This is a genomic window from Paralcaligenes ureilyticus, from assembly GCF_004346225.1.
GTDB lineage: Bacteria > Pseudomonadota > Gammaproteobacteria > Burkholderiales > Burkholderiaceae_B > Paralcaligenes > Paralcaligenes ureilyticus.
On the sequence record NZ_SMAJ01000001.1, the window covers coordinates 162,720 to 182,566 of the forward strand.

Genomic DNA, 19,847 nt, shown 5'->3' on the forward strand with positions numbered 1-19,847 from the left:
ACACGAGCTGCCGGCACGTATTCGTAGCGGCACCCCTTGTGGGTGCCACCCAAACCACATCACCAACCCACCGCATCAACTGCCGCCAAACCAGTTGTAACCCTGGTCCTCCCAATACCCACCGGGGAAAGTATTGGTCACGGAAATGACTTGAATATGCTTGGGATTCTTGTAGCCCAGCTTGGTGGGAACCCGCAGCTTCATGGGAAAGCCATACTTGGGCGGCAATGTCTGGCCGTCGTACGTCAAGGCCAGCAGGGTTTGCGGATGCAAGGCCGTGGCCATATCGATACTGGTGTAGTAATCGTCAGCGCATTTGAAACTGACATACCTGGCATGCGTATCGGCTCCCACGCGATGCAGGAAATCGGAAAATTTCACACCGCCCCAACGCCCGATCGCGCTCCAACCCTCGACGCAAATGTGGCGAGTAATCTGATCGGCCTGCGCCATGGCCCGCAACTGGTCCAGCCGCCAGACGCGCTTGTCGGCCACCAGGCCCGTCACCTCAAGCCGGTACGCGGCTTCATCCACATGGCGCACCTCGTCCTCGCCGTAATAAGCATTGAACGGGAACGGCCGGGTAATCATCGCTTCCGGATACGTCGGCGCCAGTTTCGCCGGATCAAACAGCCATCCCTGCACCGTATCGTTGAAGCGTGAAATGCGCGCCAGCGCCGTCTCTACGCTGTCGTTATCGGATAGGGAGCACCCGCTTAACAAGGCAACGCCTCCGAGAGTCAGCGTGCGCTGAAAGAACCGCCGGCGCGAGGGCTGCTCTATACGACGACCCAGGATGGCGCGGGCTTCCTTGACGATGGCCTCGCCATCGAGGACCGGAATATTAGGGCGATTGAACATGCTGAGCACCTTATTTTCCCTATCGGCCGCGGATCATCGTGAGCAGGGTACGCGGCACCAGCGCCACCATCAGCACATGGACCGCCACAAAACCCACCGCCAGCGACATCGCAAAAAAATGGACTCTCCGGGCCGTTTCATAACCTCCCAGCAACTCGCGCAGCATCGGAAACTGCACGGATTTCCACAGCACCAGGCCGGACATCACCAGCACGATCAGATCCACCATAATCACCAGATACGCCAGGCGCTGAACGCTGTTGTAGTGCCGCGGATCCGCATGAGCCAAGCGGCCGTGAAGGGCTGCCCACATATCGGCGACCAGCGACTTCATGGACAAGGGAAAGAATTTGCGCTGGAAACGCCGCGAGGCCAGATTGCACGCCAGGTAAATGCAACCGTTGATCGCCAGCAGCCACATGCCGGCAAAATGCCATTGCAAAGCCCCGCCCAGCCAGCCGCCCAGAGTGATCGTGTCGGGAAACGAAAATCCAAACAAAGGCGAGGCGTTATACACGCGCCAGCCGCTGGTCACCATAATGACGACCGCGAGCGCATTGAGCCAATGCGTTACACGCAACCAGCCCGGATGCACCGGGGCAGCGCTTTGAATCGGGGCGGGACAGGTCAACATAAGACGCCTCTAACACATTGACTTCGACGCCTGCATTATTCCGCGCCTCTGGTCGCCAAATCCTCACGTAAAGTTAAATTAATTGTGATAATTGGAAGTGCCGAAATTGCGGATAATAGGCGCTATGGATCCCAAAAAACGCATTCTGATCGTCGAAGACGATATCCCTATCGCCGAGCTGCTATGCCTGCATCTGGGCGATGAAGGCTATACGGTCGAACATGCCGCCGACGGCACCGTTGGACTGCGGCTGCTGGAAGCCGGCAACTGGGACGCGCTGGTGCTGGATTTGATGCTGCCCGGCGTAGACGGACTGGAGCTTTGCAAGCGCGCCCGGGCCATGGCCCGCTATACACCCATCATCATCACCAGCGCGCGTTCAAGCGAAATACACCGTATCCTGGGCCTGGAACTGGGGGCCGACGACTACCTGGCCAAGCCCTTCTCCATTCTGGAGCTGGTGGCACGGGTGAAAGCCTTGTTGCGGCGCACCGACGCCATGGCGCGAAATTTGCGCATCGACGCCGGCAACCTCGATCTGCATGGTTTAAGCATTGATCCCCTGTCGCGCGAAGCCCGCCTCGACGGCCAGGCCATCGAACTGACGCCTCGCGAATTCGATCTTTTGTATTTCTTTGCGCGCCACCCAGACAAAGTATTCTCACGCATGGATCTGTTGAATCAGGTGTGGGGCTATATGCACGACGGCTACGAGCACACCGTCAACACCCATATTCACCGGCTGCGCAATAAGGTCGAAACCGATCCCGCCGACCCGCAGCGCATCCTGACCGTATGGGGACGCGGCTACAAATTCGCCTCAACGTCGGATGCGCATGACAGGGAGGCTCCATGAAAAACCTGACACTGTCGCAGCGCCTGTCCGCCGTGTTTGCCGTACTGCTGCTGGCCAGTTGCGGCGCGTCGGCCTGGTTGCAGGTCGCCAGCAACACCCGGCATGAACAGGAAATCGTACAGCGCATGTCGCGCGGCCTTGCCGGGCAAATCGCCGGCAGCAGCCAGCTCATGGACCGCAGTGGGCTACGACCCGCGGCGGTGCGCGAACTGTTCGCACAATTGATGGCGGTCAACCCCAGCGTCGAGGTCTACCTGCTCGACAACCAGGGCCGCATCATCGGCCACGATGCGCCCGCAGGGCACCTGAAACGCCAGCAAGTCAGCGTCCAACCCATCAAACGCCTGCTGGCCGGTGCTACCCTGCCCGTTTTTGGCGACGACCCTCGCAGCATCAACGGAACCAAGGTGTTCAGCGTGGCGCCGCTGCGCATTGGCGGCCAGGATCAGGGCTATGTCTACGTCGTGTTAATGGGTGAAACCCATGACGCCCTGGCGGCCGATGTCGCCTCCAGCGCCACCTTGCGCACTGTTCTATGGTCGATCGCGCTGGTGGCCTTGCTGGGCCTGCTGGCAGGCCTGATTGCCTTCGGCCTGATCACGCGCCCTTTGCGCCGGCTTACCGACACCGTGCGCCAATTCAACGCCAACAACGACGCAGCCGCCCTGCCTGCAGTATCCCCGACGCGCCACAAAGGCGGCGACGAAATCATCATACTCGGCCAGGCGTTCGAACAGATGGCGCAACGCATCCGCAGCCAATGGCAAGAGCTTGCCCAGCAAGACCAGCAACGGCGCGAAATGGTGGCCAATATCTCGCACGACCTGCGCACGCCGCTGACCTCGCTGCACGGCTACCTGGAAACCCTGCTCGTCAAAGCCGATACACTGGGCGAAACCGAGCGGCGCCGCTACCTGGAGGTGGCGCTGGGGCAAAGCCGCAAAGTGGGGCGGTTGGCCCAGGAATTATTCGAACTGGCGCGTCTGGAATCGGGCCTGGTCCAGCCCGAAAACGAACAATTCTCTCTCGCCGATCTGGTTCAGGATATTTTCCAGAAATTCGAGCTGGCCGCCGAAGCCCGCCAACTACGCTTGGTGGCCGACATGCCCCGCCCCCTGCCCGCCATCAACGCCGACCTGGGCATGATCGAGCGGGTGCTCACCAACCTGCTCGACAACGCCATCCGCCATAGCCCGCCCCACGAGGAAATCAGGGTCGGCTTGCGCTACACTCACGGCGCAGTGCAGGTGCAAATCAGCGATAATGGTCCCGGCATCCCGGCGGAGTTACGCGGTAAATTGTTCAAGCGCTCCTCGACCCTGAGCCACGGCAATCACAATGGTGGCGGGCTGGGATTACTTATCGTGTACCGCATCCTGCAACTTCATCACAGCGAAATTCATCTGGTCGAACAGGCCAGCCACGGTACGGTATTTCGCTTCGAATTGAATGTGGCAAGCTGAATTTCCATAACAAACAGATCATCCTATGCACGACAAAGCGCTCGCATCGTTTTCTGGGGGCCAAGACACCCACTCCTGCTACGCAGGAAATGGCACCATCCGGCACGCCTGGGGTTATAGTGCGCGGCACTTGTGCCGCATGCAAGCCGCGGAGCCGCGGTTTCAAGGCGCACATGGCCGGGAGCACAGGCAATGACTTATAGCGTCAAAGAGATTTTCTATACGCTCCAAGGTGAAGGAGCCAATGCGGGGCGTCCGGCCGTATTTTGCCGGTTTGCCGGCTGCAATCTATGGACCGGACGCGAAAAAGACCGCAAACACGCCATTTGCCAGTTCTGCGATACCGATTTTGTGGGGACCGATGGGGACGGCGGCGGCAAATTTGCAAACGCCAAAACCCTGGTCGACTCCATCGCCCACCATTGGACTCCAGCCGGCCCAGCGCACCGCTTTGTCGTGCTGACCGGCGGAGAACCTTTGCTTCAGGTGGACGAACCCTTGATCCACGAGCTGCACGCGCAAAACTTCACCATTGCCGTGGAAACCAACGGCACTCAAGCCTGCCCCCCGGGACTCGACTGGGTCTGCGTCAGCCCCAAGGCAGGCAGCGAACTCAAGGTATTCGAAGGCAACGAGCTAAAGCTGGTTTTTCCGCAATCGGGCGCCGGGCCGGAAAAATTCACCGGCTTGAGCTTCGATCATTTCTACCTGCAGCCCATGGACAACGCCTCGCAGCGCGCCAACATCCAACTCACCACCGAGTATTGCCTGGCGCATCCACAGTGGAAGCTAAGCATGCAAACCCATAAACTCCTAGGAATTCGCTGAACACCAGCGATCACGAAAACTATTCATGCTAACCATCACTAAGCGCCTGGAGTTCGATGCGGGGCATCGCATCCCGGACCACAAAAGCAAATGCCGGAACCTGCACGGACACCGCTACGCGCTGGAAATCACCCTGCAAGGCGAACCGATAGACAGCCCAGGGGCCAGCGACAACGGCATGCTGATGGATTTCAGCGACGTCAAACAAATTGCCATGGAACACCTGGTCGATATTTGGGACCACGCCTTCCTTGTCTACGAAGGCGATTCGCTCATGCAACTGCTCTTGTCCGGTCTCCCCGATCATAAAACCGTCGTCGTACCCCAAATCCCCACCGTGGAAAACCTGGCGATCATTGCTTATCAGATACTCGCTCCGCGTTACAGGCAGCGATTCGGCGCCAAGCTTCAACTTGCCAAAATACGGCTATATGAAACCCCCACATCCTGGGCAGACTACACCGCCTCAAACTAAATTCCCCAACCCTGAATCGGAATCAAGAACGCCACACGGATACCCACATGCTGATGCCGATCGCACAACAATCCGTCGGAAAAACAGAAATCCGATTTTTTAGAGCTAGAATTACATTTCGTATTATTTCGGACGCACCGTGGTGAACAGACTCCTGCTGGCTTTCAGTTTGCTGTGCGTCGCTCACGTATCCTATGCGGCCAATTGGGTGCAAGTGTCCGATTCCAATGGTGTGTCGTACTTCGCCGACTCCAACACACTCAAGCCCGAAAAAAACACGACCGGCATTATGGACGTATCGGTACGGGCCGACTTCATCACAACCCAAACTGCGTCGTATGCCGCGAACCTTTCATACCAATCCACCATCACGGCATACCGGATCGATTGCGCCAATAATTTCATATCAGTACCAAGCGTAGCCTATTATCCGGATGGCGCGGCACGCGGCAAAGCACTCAGGCGCTATACTTTCAGCGACCCAAAGCAACAGGACATCGTGCCATGGAGCACCTTTGACGACATCAAAAAGTACGCCTGCAAGAACGTAGCCGCTCACCCCCAGGAGCCCACCCTGGAGGACATGAAACCCACGATCATTCACGACACTCGCAAAAGCGCCTTCAGCCCCGGCGCAAAATAACGCCTCCTACCTGAAGTTACACAGCCGGAAAAGACTGCCCCGCGCGCAGCTCCTGGGCGTCAGCACCCTGACGGAACACGTACCCCGCTTTGATGCCGTCAAACGTCGCCTGGCCCTCGGCCACGTCCAGCCACGTGCCCTCAGGCAACGCGACAACCCGATCCTGCGGATTGACCACCAGATACTCGGCCAGGCGCTGATTGCGTGTTTCACCCTGATGCCCCGCCGGCAGCTCATTGGTGTAGTGGGCATTGATCTGGAAATCGACCAGCCCCAACGCGTCAAACCCGCAAGGGTCGACAATCGGCATGTCATTGGTGGTGCGTATGGTGGGCGAGGCCAGAACCGCCCCCGCGCTCCAGCCCACGTACGGTATCCCCGCCCGAACGCGCGTACGGATGGCATCGAGCAGGCCGCGCTCGCGGCATTCTTTCAATAGCTGGAAGGTGTTACCTCCACCCACCATGATCAACTCGGCCGCCTCGACCTCCTGTTTGCCCACCGTATGCGCGCCCGTCAGGCGCAGCCCTAGCGGCTCCACGACCGCCTGCACGTTCGCGGTGTACTCATCCCAACTGGTAGTGACGCCGGCAAACGGCACAAACAGAACTCGCGTACGCCCGGCGGAAATGGCGCGGATAAGGGGCACAGCGTGCACCAGATAGCTGCCGTCAACGGACCGGGAATTGCTAAGAAGGAGAAGTTTCATTTTTTCAGGTTATTGATGGGTCGGTATGGGTAAAGATGATATGAATATTACTAGGATTACCGGTCTGCCTCGGTACAAGATATAGTCGCGTTCGGTTTGGCGGTGAATGGAGTTTTTCGATAGACAATAAAAACCCCGTATTACCAATAAACATGCGGGTTTAGTATACGGTAGGGAATTGGTGGAAACAGCTTACTGGGCGAAGGGACATTCATATTGTGGCTGAAAATCCGCATAAATAAATGACTTATAAATTTCATTTTTTTCAGATACCGTCAAAAGTACCGTCATAAAAACGCCGCTGGAGTGCCAATCAATGGCCCTGCCTCACACCGCAGCCACATCTTGGGAAGATGCCCATCAAAATTTTTTTCATGAAAGCGGTCGCGTTTTTCATTTCGTGCGCTAAGGATTCGATCTCGGAAGGTACCAGCAGGCTTGAATCTGTCAAGGTAGAACACCTGACAACTCGCGCGATTGTTTTACAACAGAGAACCTAACGTCAGTGCAACTTGAAATCATGAGCAAACACGTGGCTCGTTGGCGGCATGGATACGCACTAAACAGTTGCACGCTGACGATTTCATTTTCTCAAATCAAGTGGCGCATCTTCACACTTATCAACTAGGCATTACGCTTGGACAGCAGATGGCTGGGTTCCCGCCATTGGCCAAGACCCGGCCATATAACGAACGCATTTCAATATCTTGGTATTGAAGTCGATATGCGCTAGAAGTGGCAGAGCAGATAGAAATTTGATATTTAGTTACAATCACAAAAGGGTAGCAGCCACTCTCGCATTCGCGTGCGGAATCCGTAAGAGTACGCAGAACGACCAAGCGGTAAATCGGCTTCCCATATCAGGTTCGAAATACCGCGTACTCAATCGGACAAGTTCTCCCTATGAAAGCCAACTTTTACGGCTATTACCCACCTACCGTCGAACAATATAAACACCTTTGGAGCGAAGGTCTGATTGTGTTGGACGCGAACGTACTCTTAAACCTGTATCGACTGCCCACTGTGGCACGCGATGAGTTGATGGGCGTATTGGAATTACTCAAGGATCGTCTATGGATTCCACACCAAGTGGCACTTGAGTTTCAGCGGCGTCGTTTAACTGTAATCGCTAGTGAAAGAAAAACTACTGAGGACGCCCTCAAGGCTACACGTGACTTAGTAGGCGACATAAGGAAGAAAGTCGACGCTCTTCAGATTGATAAGCGTGGCTTAGGACTCGAATCACAGTCGTTACTGACGGAACTGGAAAAGGCAAACAACCAACTTCTTGGCGCCATTGAAAGCGCGCATCGCGCTCAGATTGATATTTCTGCATCTGATCCCGTGCGCGATCGCCTTGACTTGCTGCTACAAGGCTGTGTCGGTGCGAGTCCCACCAGCCAAGCGGATTTGGACGACCTGATGCTCAACGGAGAAGATCGATTCAAGGAGAAGATTCCGCCAGGATTCGCCGATATTGACAAAGACAAGAACCCAAACGACGCCACATTCATTTTTGACCAAATCAAGTATCCACGAAAGTTTGGAGATCTCATACTATGGCGACAAATAATTCAGTATGTGAAGAGCGCTAATACGAAAATCGTCCTGCTGGTAACGGACGATCGTAAGGAGGATTGGTGGTGGAGAGAACAGGGGAAAACCATTGGGCCACATCCGGAGCTTGCTCGTGAAATTCGGAGAGAAGGGGCGGTTGAGCTCTTCTGGATGTACTCATCCGTCCAGTTTGTAGAACACGCAAACAAGTACTACTCGGCGAACGTTTCACAAGAATCGGTCGCCGAGATCGAACAAGTGACGCTCTCTGATCCGACACCATGGGCCGAGTTCTATGCCGGACAGCTCTCGCGGCTTTCGTTTCCGCATGCGGCCGGCCCTTCCGAGCACGATCCTCTCGCAGACCTTGTGGATCGTCGCGCCATAGATCATGCTGTTAAACGATGGCTGGAACATGGCGGGGAATTCGTAGAATCGAACCCGCATGGGTTTCCCGATTTCTTGATTAGCAGCGACGACGATGTCCACGGATACGAAGTTGCATACTTACGCCAGATCGATCGAAAGGTTTCTTTCCCAGCCGTGGCCAATCGCCTGTTACGTGGTTATATTGAGATTCAAGAGGGGCGGCTATCCAACTTTACGCTAATCATAGTCATTACAGAGGGCGATTTCCTTCGCATCTGGCACACGGAGAGAGAATCTGAACTGTCTCAACGCTTAAGTCGAATACTCAGAAAATATCCGGTTGGCGCCATCATCGTTGGAACGGTTCTAAGCGAGGAGTTTCAGGTCCTAGCCCACCTAGAGAACCCAGCTATCGGTGAAGATGATATCTACTGACCAATGTAGCTCCTAACATTTCATTCCACCAGCCATGAGGGCAGAGCTTCGCTTGCCGGTTAATTCACATGTTGTAAGGCCACTGCCCAAAAGCCCGACCGTCCGCATCGGATACCAATGTAGAGATTTACATAGCGACCTCTATGCACAGATCACAACTATGCGTAGGCCGTCTTGGTAGAATTTTTCTGATTCAATCGTGGCGTGGGCATTTAGCGAGGACGATCAGCGTAGCCCTTGCACATAGTTTTCTCATCAAAGTGCAGTGATAGCTCCACTTCAGAATACCACCGTGGGAAACACCCAATCAACTCTATTCACCCGTATCGACTGGCTCGCGGCGGCACCTCTCGCGCCTCACGTTGTCGCCCCTAAGGCAGTTTCGGACTGACGACTACGCTGCGACCACGTGTGCGCAACGTTGCCCACTTTACTCATTGGGTTCACGCCCGCTGTCTGAGCTTCCAACGCATCGACGAGTTAGTCGTCCCGGAGTGCCGTTCAATGTGATCGCACTGCTGCTCGGCTACAAGAGTACAACTACGACCCGCCGCTACGTCGAGGCCGATTCCTCTGTGAAGGAAAAGGCGTTCGCCCGACTGGTGGACTTGCTTATGCGCTTCTCGCAGGTGCTATAACTATGCGTAGAAAGCTCGCCCCCAACGCTCACCTAAATAGGTGCCGACGCCATCATTCGCATGTCATTAGACAGCCCTTTCTTGACAATTGATAGCGCTACACGTTGTCAGTTATCGAAGCCTGCGTACCATCTTTCCCGCACCCCGCCAATAACCTCAAAATCAACAAAGTAAAATCTCGTCCGTTGCCCTCATTACCCAGGATCTCCATGGCCATTTTCGCGTCATCCGTCATCGCATCCAGGACAATATCTTCGATCCGTTTTGGAAATACCCCATGCATAACTTGCGCAGGGCTATGGCTATTGACCTGGGCCATTACCTCTTCGTCACGGCCAATACGCGCCGCCACGCCATTGGCAAAATGCAGTTGATCGTCATCGCCGATCTCGACGCCAAATAGATCACTTAGTGCATCGATAATCTCTGAAAGCCTTTTCTTTTCTGCGTCGTGCGGTTTACCGGTACCGACGTCGCTCCCGGGCTTAAGACCATACTCCTCAGTATTCTCTTTCAGTTTTAGAACCTGCTCTGCCCGCTTGGCCACCATAGGCAATCGTCTTGCGCTTGCTCTGATAGCGATAATCCCAGCACCAATACTTACCGGCCGGCTTTACCTCCAAATACAGCCCTGTACCGTCCCGTAGCGCATAGGGCTTCTCGGCGGGCTTGGTCTGCCTAACTTGGACATCTGTGAGTGCCATGACGGTATTTTTCCTGATGATATTTGGAGATACGGTCAAAAGTACCGCCTATGTCAATGCATAGCGTTATGGGCTAATAGACAATAAAAAACTCGCAAAACCAATGATTGTGCGGTTTTATACAGAATAATGCAGGGTATTGAAGTCTAAACTGGCGGCAGAGGGGGATTCACATCAAGGACGGAAACCAGCATAAATAAACGATCTACGTGATATACAAAATTCATGTACCCCCAAATATACCCCCAGCAGAGTGTCGCTGGGCCATGTTTTCATAAAAAGGTTGATACTTTTGCTCCGCAGCGTTACAAACGCAGTCAGCCTTGCCAACAAACTGTAGATGTGTTTGGGGACGCGAAATAACGTACGGACTTATATATGACAGATGAGGAAATTGACAGACTCCTTACCTTACCGAAAACGGTACTAAATCCGCGAGCACGCGGGAAAATAGAAAGAGGTGCCAGAAAAATCAACTATGACCTCTCGTCAGACGCGGGCCGGTTCTCTCTATATATTCGTCAAAATGTTAGGATAAGCTTCAACTTTTCATGCGGGTTGCTTTATTTTGGGCAGGCTGGAGCCGAGAAAATTACACTTGCCCGCTATAACGGTAGCGATCACCCGCACGCAAACGCCATTGAAGAAAGTGGCCGTACGATTCACGGATGTCATATTCACAAGGCGACCGCGAGATATATTGCGGCGGGCATGAAACCAGAAAGCTACGCGGAGCTTACAAGCCGTTATACAGATCTGCGAGGGGCAATCGTCGCGCTTGTAGACGACTGTCGCATCACTGGATTACCATCATCATTAACTGAAACCGATACCTCCCATGCGCAGGCCCAACTAGAACTATTTGATGACAGTGACAATTGAAGTCGACACTCTCCGCGAAAGCCTCTGCGCTGCGTTTTGTAATAACGTTGCCGTGGGATCTGTCGACTCTGAAACTGTGTCGATTTCATTGCCCGTCTCTGGGCGGGATGGCGATCATATTGTGGCCTACGCTACCCAAACGACTGGAGGTTGGCGCGTATCCGACATGGGGAGCACCTTGATGCGCCTTAGCTACGAAAATGATCTTTCAAAATTGCTAAGCGGTGCTCGGCAAAAATTGTTTACTTCTGTACTGCTCGAAAGCGGCCTGCAAGAGGGTGATGGAGAAATCTTCATTGAAGTTCCCGCAGACTCGCTTTCACATGCACTATTCACGCTGAGCCAAGGCGTGATTCGATTGGAAGATTTGGGGCTGTGGACTCAAAATAGGGTCGAAAGCACCTTTTACGACGACTTACGACGCCTCATCGTTGAGACGGTGCCAACCGAAGATTTAGCCGAGGACTATATCGTCCCAAATGTCCCAGCCGCAGAAAACTATCCTGTAGATTTTTTTATCAAAACGAACGGCAACCCGCTATATCTTTTTGGCGTGCTAAGCAAAGACAAGGCGATGCTTAGCACGATCATTATTCAGCATTTGCGAGCCAGCGGTGCCAAATTCGATGCAATGATTGTGTATCAGGACATTGACAGTATTCCGAAACAACACACCAAACGTCTGATGAGTGCTGCGAATGACACCGTGGCATCTATTGATGATCACGATGCGATCAAAGAAAAAATTAAACATAGGCGCGCTGCATAGATAATCTGTTGCACCCATCAAAGCTTATCCAGCATTTCGGCATGTGCTTTCAGGGTGGCCCGAAGCTCCTTTTGCAATTCTCGCAATTTTCCCCACGCCCCCCCCTTTGTAGGCGTTCTTACTCGATGCTGCTTTGCCCTGCGCTGTCTTAGCTCCGGTCGATTGCTCCAGGGTTGCCAGTTCCTTATTTTTTCGGCCTGTTCTCGCCGCTGCTCCAATGTCCATTGTCTGGCTGCCATCGTTCACCTCTAAAAGTTCGTTTTGCGCCATTGCGTTTTCTTGCGGGTGCGCGGAATTGTTTACCTGTTGGTGCCCTTGCGCAAAATTGGCCTGCTTGGTTATCACCACTTGGCGCGGATATTTCAATTCGGTCAGCGCCTGAATCGTTGCCCGACACTGTGCTTGCGCTTTCAAGCCCAGGTTCATGTGTGTTTGATACTGCTTTAAATGTTCCTGAGCATATCCCTTGCGCATTAGGGCAACGAACACTTGCTGCAAGGCGTGGGCCTGCCCTACCAGCATCGCTTCCATGCCGGACATGTCACCGCTTTGAACCTCTTTAATCCGCTCCTTCAAGACATGCACTGACTCTACAAAATCGTATTCATCGCCGTAGGGCACCCTCATGAAAGGCTCAGATGCAGCGCAACTCGCAATAGCCGGGTTACCGTGTACTTTGGCAGCCCTCTTCGTCTTTTCAAGGTCAACAACTGCCTTAGGGTTTGGTGCGGGGGGTGCTTTCTTAGTTACCATCGCCGCCCCCTGTCATCGCTTGGCGTTTGTGCTTGACGTGGTACGCCGTCAATATCGCATGGGCTACTAAATCCAGACTAGGACGGGTCGCGCCGTTCTTATCCTCGTACACCTTGGGGGTAAGACTGCCGGACAGCGCCACGCTATCACCATCATCCAGAGCCAATAGCGCCGCCTGTGCTTTTTCATCAAAGGCAATCACACTGCATAGAAGCGTCTCGCCACTGCCTGAAGCTACTTTGACCTTGGCCGTGGTGTAGGTATTGCCAGTCTTGCCTGTGCCTCGTTTGGCGACTCCGTAGAGCCTGCCGCTGATTAATGCGTCAATCATTGTTCTCGCCCTTTTTGGTGAAGTGAATTAGCGGCGCTGAGGGGTGATTAGCCTTCCTCCCATTCCCTTCACTGCTCGCTGTAGATGGCATATCTAGATAGTGTACGGAAACCGTACTTAGGAAACCCCGAAAATGGCCCGCATAGCCCCGATTACCGTACTTAGAGACGGCTCCTAATGTACGGAAATCGTACATTAAGATGCGTTTTCAAAAGATGACCTTCCATTGCGAATAAGCACCACGTGGTAGGCTTTGCGGGCCACACTCCATATCGGAATGACGATGCAAGGGTTGCCATGTCACGGCAAACCAGCTTGTGCGATTTGGAAGCCGGCCTTGTCGGGTTTTGAAGAGCAGGCCATGCTCGATTAACGCCTCTAGACTTCGCGCAAGCGAATCTTTGGATGTCCAGCCTCGACGTGTGGAAAGGTAAGTCCAGGAAGCCTGTAAACGCCCATTGTTGCCCGGTGCGAGCTACATCGCAATGTCCAGCAGCAAGCGTATCTGCTGGCCCGACAACAATATGAAAGCCTGCGATTCTAGTACCTGATTCGGTAAGGCAAGAAACCGGCTTCCGTCGCGTTCGTGCTTGCTTTTGATTGCTTTTGTCATCGCACACTTGCGCCCCCGATCAGAAACGTTTTCAGACGCTGCAATTTGGGCTCAGCTAAGCGTTTCATACGCCACTGCTCCGCATACTGCGGCAACGCCTGCTTGCGTTCGTTGTAGGGCACACCACGAGCCAGCAACATTGCATTACGCACTTCTAAGGCTTCCAGTAATGCCAGCTCTGGTTGTGGCAAGTCAGTACGATCCATGCTAGAGAATTGACCGGTCAAGATCCAGTTCAACAACTTGGCCTCGTTAGCGTAGTGGTACGTGCCGGTGTTTTTCCCATCGTCGGTTCGCGCCATTTCCAGTGCCTGAGACATAAACCTGTAGCTTGCAGCGGCCTGCTTGCGGGTATCGACCCAGGCGGCTGAAGTCTTTTCTGCCAACTGATCGCGTAGCACAAGAAAGGCATCGACCAAGCGTACTTGCCCAGTGCGAGAATTGCGGCCACCAATGAACGGCATAGCAATAAGTGCTCCGCGTTCAGTCAGCTCGATACATGGCTGCACTCGATTCCATTTGTCGATGTAAGAGGTCTCCTTGACTTCAAGGACACCTATCGTGCCTTCAGCGATCAACGCCGCAACGGTTTGCATCACATTGTCATGACGCCGCCGAAACTCCCGCGCTATGGCAAGAGAATCCGTGACAGCCTCGCCACGGCGGATATGAACCAGCGGCATTGAGGTAGAATTGGCACGTCCAGTACCGGCGCTCTCATTGCTTTTTGTGATGGGGGCGTTTTTCATTGTGCATCCCCCACATTCGTTGCCCGCCAAGCTTGCGGGTCAACCATCCATTCGCGCACGGCGGAAAGCCGCCAGCGAGTGCAGCGGGCAGATAGATGAATAGGTTTTGGAAATTTGCCATCGCGGGCTAACTTCCACGGCCAGGAACGGGATGCGCCCAGCAGGTGGGCGACTTCGCGATCAGTGATTAGCCGATCATCGGCTGGGCTGACATAAGCGTGCGTCGCCGCCTGTTGCGCTTGTGTCTTGATGACTAGCTGACTGGCTGCTGGTGTAATGGGCTGTGCCATGTTATCTCCGAATGAGTGAACATGGCACAGGTTAGATATTTAATAGGATGCTGCTAATGGCGTTTGCTGCCCTTTTTCCTTTCTTATTTTGCCCGATAACACTCCGTTCTTTTTAGTTCCATTTCCTCCCGGTGGTTGTCACCCCGAAAATCCAATATTAACTGCCGGATATACATACTTGGACGATCCTTTGTTTTAAAGTCCGCGCACATTTTCTCAACATTCCTTTCGTCAATTTGATTTTCAATTCCTTGAGCCAAAAGAACATACTGAATAACACCAGGCTTCGCTCTATACGTAATGGCACGGCACGCTTGCCATAGCCGATAAATCAAAAGCCTTTCCCTCGCCGTACCCCCGCCCCGGCGAATGGGTAAAGCATCTCGCATAATTTCGATTTGCTCATCCAAACGGACAATATCGCGTTCCACCTTCTTGCTCTTAGAATGATACGAAGTGTAGCCATACGTCCAACGCGCGGACATTCTGTCAATCTCCCGCTTCGCATCAAAACCAGCCAGCACCTTTTCCTGTAGATTGCGTATCTGCTTCAGTCCATCGAGAAAATCTGGGACAGTATTTGGCTCATAATGATATTCACGCAAAGCCCAAAGCAAACAGAGGTACCACTGTATGCTGGCTGGCATGATTCTGTCAGCAGTGCTCTGCACTTTTGACCATCGTAGGACACACGTTGATAGGTTGCTGTAATGCTCTGGATCGACCTCTAAGGTTAGAGCATGCAATAACCTTCTAGCATAGGCACCCTCACCGGGATAGACCCACTTACGAGATAACCTTTTGTTAGCAAGCGCCACCATTCGATCATCAATCAGCCAGCACAATGCCGGTTGCTTTATGGAATCCATCCAGTTAGCGAAGAACCATTTCTCAACTTCCAAGGCCACACCCACGGCTGGCCCTGTATCCTCTGCACGCAACATCTCTAATGAGAAACGTTCTAACAGATAATTCGGTATCGGCCTAGCCAATGCCCGCATAGCTTCTAAAAATTGTTCCTCGCTCGGTATGTCCATTCAACGCCTCGTTCCAGTGCGTACCGTTCATAAAAATAGGTGCCAGCGCCGGGTCGGTGAACGTACCGATTTTCCCGCCGTCGCCGAGACACTGGCGTAACGCTAATTATGCTCGCTGCATAGGCAGCACGTTATCCACGCGCAAAGCGCCCAGGTAATCAGCCCAGGATTGCATCATTTTTGCTCGATGAATCAGATACAGGGTATGGTTGTAGGCGCTACTTACTTCGTCGCGTTCCTGGTGCGCCAATTGCAATTCGATATGTTCATGAGGCCAGCCCTGCTCATGCAAGATGGTAGACGCCACGCCCCGAAAGCCATGCCCGGTCATGCGCCCCCGATAACCCATGCGATATAGGGCGTACAGAATGGTGTTATTGCTCATGTGCGTAGGCTTGCCAGTGTCAGCGGGAAAAACAAACTCTCAATCATAGGACAGGGCTTGCAGTTTTTGTAGTACGGCCAGCGCCTGTTTGCTCAAAGGCACGATATGCGGGGTGCGCATCTTCATGCGTTCGGCGGGTATATTCCAGCGAGCCACATCCAGTTCAAACTCTGCCCACTTCGCGCCGATCAATTCGCCGGTACGAACAAAGGTAAGCGCCATCAATTGCAGGGCCAGCCGGGTATGCTCGCCGCCCATATAAGCATCCATGTCACGCAGTAGCTGGGGCAGGTCTTTGGCTTCGATTCGGGAATAATTGCGCTTCTTGCGGGCAGGCAATATGTCGGATGGCTGTATATCGGCTACCGAGTTGCGGCTGGCTAAGTCATTCGCCACGGCATAACGCATGATTTGGCTGCATTTCTGTAGCTGTCGCTTGGCAATGTCCAATGCGCCGCGCTTCTCGACAGCTTTGATACAGTCGCGTACCTGTGCCGCTGTCAGGTCGTTAGCGGGAATCGCCCCCATAGATGGGAATATGTCTAGCTCCAGCCGGTGCCATACCTCAGAAGCATGTTTTTCTGTCTTGCTAGGCTTCCAATGGATAAACCACTTTTCGGCCACGGCCTTGAACGTCACGCTATCGGCCTGCTTTTCAGCTTTGCGATGTGCCATCGGGTCAGCGCCGGTGGCCAACAGCTTGCGGGCACTATCGCGGGTTTGTCGTGCATCTTTTAGGCCAATTTCAGGATATACCCCCAGGCCCAGGGTCTTCTCTGTACCCCCAATGCGATATTTCAGCCGCCAATATTACCCCCATTGGGGTGCATCAAAAGGAACATACCCTTTTCATCAGCCAGCTTGTATGGCTTGTCGCGGGGTTTGGCCTGCCGGATTGCTGTATCAGTCAACGCCATGAGCAACTCCCTTGTATTGCCCCAGTGAAAGCCTGAAAGCCTCTATTTTATTAGGCTTAGGGGATATTTGGGGGTCTACGGGTTTGGTGAGAAAACCTTGTCCCCCAAATATACCCCTAGAACACGCTGTATGTCCATACACTACCGTATACAGCTATAGACAACAAAAAACCCGCAATGCCAATAAACATGCGGGTTTAGTATACGGTAATCAACGGGTGTAGACAGGTTACTGGCGGACAGAGGGGGATTCGAACCCCCGATACGCTATTCACGTATACACGCTTTCCAGGCGTGCGCCTTCAACCGCTCGGCCACCTGTCCTAACCTGCGTTTTTTTTGTAAAAACGCGAAGTCCGCTATTCTAACAGAATCAGGGCCTCGGGTTTGACGCCCCTAGGCGCGGCCACCATCTCGCAGCGAAAGCATCCGCTCCACATAGCGTGCAATCATGTCGATTTCCAGGTTAACGGCGCTCCCGGCCGCTAGGTGTTTAAGCGTAGTCACCTGCACGGTATGCGGAATCAGGTTGATGCGAATTTCACACCCCCGCGCTGTGTCATCGACCTGATTAACGGTAAGGCTGACGCCATTGACCGTGATCGAACCTTTATACGCCAGGTATTTCGATAAATGTGCCGGCACGCGGATGCGCAGATCCCAGGATTCTCCAACCGGCGCAAAATGGCTGACTTCACCTAATCCATCGACATGGCCTGACACCAGATGGCCGTCGAGCGAGTCGCCCAGCTTGAGTGAGTGCTCCAGATTGACTTCGCCCGGCGCGTCGAGGCCCGTGGTGCAATTAAGGCTTTCGCGTGACACATCCACCTGGAAGCCATCCGCCGCCAACTCCACTACCGTCATGCAGGCGCCCTGTATGGCGATGGAGTCGCCCAGGCGCGTGGTATTCAACGGGAAGCCGGGCGCATGTATGTGCAAGCGCACGCCTGCGTCTTGATGGCCTTGTTTCAAGGGCGCGACCTGCGCGATATTGCCGACCGCGGCAACAATGCCTGTGAACATGGGTTACCTCTTTTGCTTGCGAAAATGGCACCCACAAGGGGTGCCGCTACACCACTATTTAATCACAGGCTGCACGACTCGCAGCAAGGCTTGCCAGCGCTCGGGTAATCGCGCGCGCAGGCGGATATCGGGGGCTAGGGACAGGGTATCGAAAAATTCGAAGCGCTGCACCGCATCCAGGCTCTGGAGCGCCGGCAGGCGCGCCATGCCCATCGCATCACCCAGCAGCAGCGGCGCCATGTACACCAGCAGTTCATCGACGCATTGGGCCTGCAGCAAGGCGCCGTTAAGCCTCGATCCGGCCTCGACATGAACCTCGTTGATGTCGTGAGCGCCGAGCCAGCGCATCATCTCGGCCAAATCCACCCTATCGTTGCTTGCGGGCTGCACCGCGCCACGAGCACCGCCGATAACTCCCCTTCCCTCCGCCACACCCGAGCCAGCCTGCGCGTCGGGCCGCAAACCGGCACCGCGGCCAACGGTCGGCAGTTCCACAACCTGCGCATTGCGATCAGCCAGGCGTGCGGCCTTGGCGGCATCGCTGCGACGGGTGAAGATCACGACGCGGCCGCCATCGAAGAGGCGCGCATTTTCAGGGATCTCGAAACGATTGTCCACAACCGCTTTAATAGGTGCGCGCGATCCCTCGATAGGCAGACGAACGTCCGATGCCCCCGGCCTTTCGGTAGATGCGCCGCCAGGCCCGCCGGGGGCATGAGCAAGACGCGCATTCAGCCACGGGTTGTCGGCCAACACGGTGCCCACACCCGTCAACACCACGCAGCTGCGCGCGCGCCAATGATGGCCATCGGCGCGCGCGGCGGGGCCGGTAATCCATTGCGAGACGCCATTATGCAAAGCGCTGCGGCCATCGAGCGACGCGGCCAGCTTGAGCCATACCCATGGGGTCTTGCGCGTCATGCGTGCAATGAAACCGGGATTGACCGCCAGAGCTTCTTCGGCGCACACAGGGATGGTGACCGCAATGCCCGCAGCCCGCAAGCGCGCCAGACCCTGGCCGCCAACCAGAGGGTTGGGATCGAGCATGGCGACCACGACACGCGCCGGCCGGGCCTCGATCAGCGCTTCGACGCAAGGCGGCGTGCGGCCATAGTGGCTGCACGGTTCGAGCGTCACATAAACCGTTGCGCCGGCGACGTCATGCCCTTTTTGACGCGCGTCGCGCAGCGCCGCGACCTCCGCATGCGGGCCGCCGGCGGCAGCCGTCGCACCTTCACCCAGCACCCGGCCGTCGCGCACAATAACGCAACCGACACGTGGGTTGGGCGCAGTCAGGTACAGCACCTGCTCGCTTAGCCCGATGGCCTGGCGCATCCAGGCTTCGTCGCCGAGAGGAGAGGAAGAAGTATTCACAGCATCAATTGTAAAGGCAGGCACAGACCGCCCACGCCGCGCAGGCACGTCACGGCTTGCGGGGAACCTGGATTTCATCGATGGCTTTGACGAATTCGCCGATGTCCTCAAAGCTTTTATAGACCGAGGCAAAACGCACATAGGCCACCTGGTCGAGCTTTTTCAGTTCGGCAATGACCAGTTCTCCGACATGGCCCGAACTCACCTCGCGCAGCCCGCTGGCCAACAGGCTTTCTTCGATGCGCGCGACCGCTGCATCGACGTCTTCGGTGCTGACCGGCCGTTTGCGCAAAGACAGGTTCAGGCTGCCGCGCAGTTTGGCCGCATCGAACTCAACCCGCGTGCCGTTGCGTTTGACGACGGCCGGCATGACCAGTTCGGCCCGCTCATAAGTCGTAAACCGCCGATCGCAATTAACACAGCGGCGGCGGCGGCGTATGGTATCGCCCTCTTCCGAAACTCGGGAGTCGATGACCTGGGTATCAAAGCTACTACAGAACGGGCATTTCATCGTAGCGTACAGGCCCGCCTGACATGGCGGGCCAGCCC

At 54.8% G+C, this 19,847-nt stretch carries 23 protein-coding genes, 1 tRNA gene and 1 pseudogene; 9 read left to right on the forward strand and 16 right to left on the reverse strand.

Annotated elements, in window-relative coordinates; translation table 11 throughout:
- Positions 1-75 precede the first annotated feature (75 nt).
- Together EDC26_RS00815 and EDC26_RS00820 are read right to left on the reverse strand one after the other, a co-directional pair.
- Complete coding sequence (locus EDC26_RS00815; protein ID WP_132579370.1) at positions 76-861, reverse strand: molybdopterin-dependent oxidoreductase; 786 nt, start codon at positions 859-861, stop codon at positions 76-78.
- 19 nt (positions 862-880) lie between these two features.
- A complete protein-coding gene (locus EDC26_RS00820) occupies positions 881-1,495 on the reverse strand; it encodes a cytochrome b/b6 domain-containing protein (protein ID WP_132579371.1) in 615 nt (204 codons plus the stop codon).
- A 124-nt stretch (positions 1,496-1,619) separates the two neighbouring features.
- Between EDC26_RS00820 and EDC26_RS00825 the strand changes: the two genes are divergently transcribed.
- The 5 genes from EDC26_RS00825 to EDC26_RS00845 all read left to right on the forward strand — a co-directional run bounded on the left by EDC26_RS00825 (position 1,620) and on the right by EDC26_RS00845 (position 5,760).
- Complete coding sequence (locus tag EDC26_RS00825; RefSeq protein ID WP_132579372.1) at positions 1,620-2,351, forward strand: response regulator transcription factor; 732 nt, start codon at positions 1,620-1,622, stop codon at positions 2,349-2,351.
- Positions 2,348-3,814: a sensor histidine kinase gene (locus tag EDC26_RS00830; protein ID WP_132579373.1), complete on the forward strand. Its 1,467-nt coding sequence runs from the start codon at positions 2,348-2,350 to the stop codon at positions 3,812-3,814. Before EDC26_RS00825 ends, EDC26_RS00830 begins: the two co-directional genes overlap by 4 nt.
- A gap of 192 nt (positions 3,815-4,006) precedes the next feature.
- Positions 4,007-4,642: a 7-carboxy-7-deazaguanine synthase gene (gene queE / locus EDC26_RS00835; RefSeq protein WP_132579374.1), complete on the forward strand. Its 636-nt coding sequence runs from the start codon at positions 4,007-4,009 to the stop codon at positions 4,640-4,642.
- A gap of 25 nt (positions 4,643-4,667) precedes the next feature.
- Positions 4,668-5,117: a 6-carboxytetrahydropterin synthase QueD gene (queD, locus tag EDC26_RS00840; protein ID WP_132579375.1), complete on the forward strand. Its 450-nt coding sequence runs from the start codon at positions 4,668-4,670 to the stop codon at positions 5,115-5,117.
- Positions 5,118-5,256: 139 nt separating this feature from the next.
- Positions 5,257-5,760 carry a surface-adhesin E family protein gene (locus EDC26_RS00845; protein ID WP_132579376.1) on the forward strand — a complete coding sequence of 168 codons (504 nt, stop codon included), beginning with the start codon at positions 5,257-5,259 and terminating at the stop codon, positions 5,758-5,760.
- 16 nt (positions 5,761-5,776) lie between these two features.
- Here the strand turns inward: EDC26_RS00845 and pepE are convergent, their stop codons facing one another.
- Positions 5,777-6,469 carry a dipeptidase PepE gene (pepE, locus tag EDC26_RS00850; RefSeq protein WP_132579377.1) on the reverse strand — a complete coding sequence of 231 codons (693 nt, stop codon included), beginning with the start codon at positions 6,467-6,469 and terminating at the stop codon, positions 5,777-5,779.
- Between the two features lie 903 nt (positions 6,470-7,372).
- On the opposite strand from pepE, the gene EDC26_RS00855 reads away from it, so the two are divergent.
- Complete coding sequence (locus EDC26_RS00855; RefSeq protein WP_132579378.1) at positions 7,373-8,830, forward strand: PIN-like domain-containing protein; 1,458 nt, start codon at positions 7,373-7,375, stop codon at positions 8,828-8,830.
- Between the two features lie 506 nt (positions 8,831-9,336).
- Complete coding sequence (locus EDC26_RS20430; RefSeq protein ID WP_279432669.1) at positions 9,337-9,468, forward strand: hypothetical protein; 132 nt, start codon at positions 9,337-9,339, stop codon at positions 9,466-9,468.
- A 97-nt stretch (positions 9,469-9,565) separates the two neighbouring features.
- Here the strand turns inward: EDC26_RS20430 and EDC26_RS00865 are convergent, their stop codons facing one another.
- Together EDC26_RS00865 and EDC26_RS20490 are read right to left on the reverse strand one after the other, a co-directional pair.
- Positions 9,566-10,018 (reverse strand): hypothetical protein, encoded by a 453-nt coding sequence (locus EDC26_RS00865; protein WP_132579379.1) that lies wholly within the window; start codon positions 10,016-10,018, stop codon positions 9,566-9,568.
- Positions 9,969-10,172, reverse strand: a complete 204-nt coding sequence (locus EDC26_RS20490; protein WP_341802602.1) for an Arm DNA-binding domain-containing protein — start codon at positions 10,170-10,172, stop codon at positions 9,969-9,971. Before EDC26_RS20490 ends, EDC26_RS00865 begins: the two co-directional genes overlap by 50 nt.
- A 378-nt stretch (positions 10,173-10,550) precedes the next feature.
- Between EDC26_RS20490 and EDC26_RS00870 the strand changes: the two genes are divergently transcribed.
- Together EDC26_RS00870 and EDC26_RS00875 are read left to right on the forward strand one after the other, a co-directional pair.
- Positions 10,551-11,054: a hypothetical protein gene (locus EDC26_RS00870; RefSeq protein ID WP_207915030.1), complete on the forward strand. Its 504-nt coding sequence runs from the start codon at positions 10,551-10,553 to the stop codon at positions 11,052-11,054.
- Entirely contained in the window at positions 11,038-11,823 is a 786-nt protein-coding gene (locus EDC26_RS00875) for a DUF1828 domain-containing protein (RefSeq protein WP_132579380.1), read from the forward strand. Before EDC26_RS00870 ends, EDC26_RS00875 begins: the two co-directional genes overlap by 17 nt.
- Positions 11,824-11,847: 24 nt before the next feature.
- Here EDC26_RS00875 and EDC26_RS00880 read toward each other — a convergent pair whose 3' ends face one another.
- From EDC26_RS00880 to nrdR, 11 genes and pseudogenes are all read right to left on the reverse strand, one after another.
- A complete protein-coding gene (locus EDC26_RS00880) occupies positions 11,848-12,576 on the reverse strand; it encodes a hypothetical protein (RefSeq protein ID WP_132579381.1) in 729 nt (242 codons plus the stop codon).
- A complete protein-coding gene (locus EDC26_RS00885) occupies positions 12,566-12,907 on the reverse strand; it encodes a single-stranded DNA-binding protein (RefSeq protein WP_132579382.1) in 342 nt (113 codons plus the stop codon). The genes EDC26_RS00880 and EDC26_RS00885 overlap by 11 nt, the downstream gene beginning before the upstream one ends.
- A 609-nt stretch (positions 12,908-13,516) precedes the next feature.
- Positions 13,517-14,269: a Rha family transcriptional regulator gene (locus EDC26_RS00890; RefSeq protein WP_132579383.1), complete on the reverse strand. Its 753-nt coding sequence runs from the start codon at positions 14,267-14,269 to the stop codon at positions 13,517-13,519.
- Positions 14,266-14,559 (reverse strand): helix-turn-helix transcriptional regulator, encoded by a 294-nt coding sequence (locus tag EDC26_RS00895; protein WP_132579384.1) that lies wholly within the window; start codon positions 14,557-14,559, stop codon positions 14,266-14,268. Before EDC26_RS00895 ends, EDC26_RS00890 begins: the two co-directional genes overlap by 4 nt.
- 83 nt (positions 14,560-14,642) lie before the next feature.
- Positions 14,643-15,596, reverse strand: a complete 954-nt coding sequence (locus tag EDC26_RS00900) for a hypothetical protein (protein ID WP_132579385.1) — start codon at positions 15,594-15,596, stop codon at positions 14,643-14,645.
- 106 nt (positions 15,597-15,702) lie between these two features.
- Positions 15,703-16,782 (reverse strand): annotated as a pseudogene (locus EDC26_RS00905) (tyrosine-type recombinase/integrase).
- The gene (locus tag EDC26_RS20495; protein ID WP_341802600.1) at positions 16,779-16,898 is read right to left on the reverse strand and encodes an Arm DNA-binding domain-containing protein; all 120 of its coding nucleotides are present in this window, start codon (positions 16,896-16,898) and stop codon (positions 16,779-16,781) included. Before EDC26_RS20495 ends, EDC26_RS00905 begins: the two are co-directional and overlap by 4 nt.
- A 233-nt stretch (positions 16,899-17,131) precedes the next feature.
- Positions 17,132-17,222: transfer RNA gene (locus EDC26_RS00910), tRNA-Ser, on the reverse strand.
- Between the two features lie 72 nt (positions 17,223-17,294).
- Positions 17,295-17,924 carry a riboflavin synthase gene (locus EDC26_RS00915; RefSeq protein WP_132579386.1) on the reverse strand — a complete coding sequence of 210 codons (630 nt, stop codon included), beginning with the start codon at positions 17,922-17,924 and terminating at the stop codon, positions 17,295-17,297.
- 54 nt (positions 17,925-17,978) lie between these two features.
- Positions 17,979-19,259, reverse strand: a complete 1,281-nt coding sequence (gene ribD, locus EDC26_RS00920; protein WP_165930877.1) for a bifunctional diaminohydroxyphosphoribosylaminopyrimidine deaminase/5-amino-6-(5-phosphoribosylamino)uracil reductase RibD — start codon at positions 19,257-19,259, stop codon at positions 17,979-17,981.
- An 88-nt stretch (positions 19,260-19,347) separates the two neighbouring features.
- Positions 19,348-19,809, reverse strand: a complete 462-nt coding sequence (nrdR, locus tag EDC26_RS00925) for a transcriptional regulator NrdR (protein ID WP_132579388.1) — start codon at positions 19,807-19,809, stop codon at positions 19,348-19,350.
- Between the last annotated feature and the right edge of the window lie 38 nt (positions 19,810-19,847).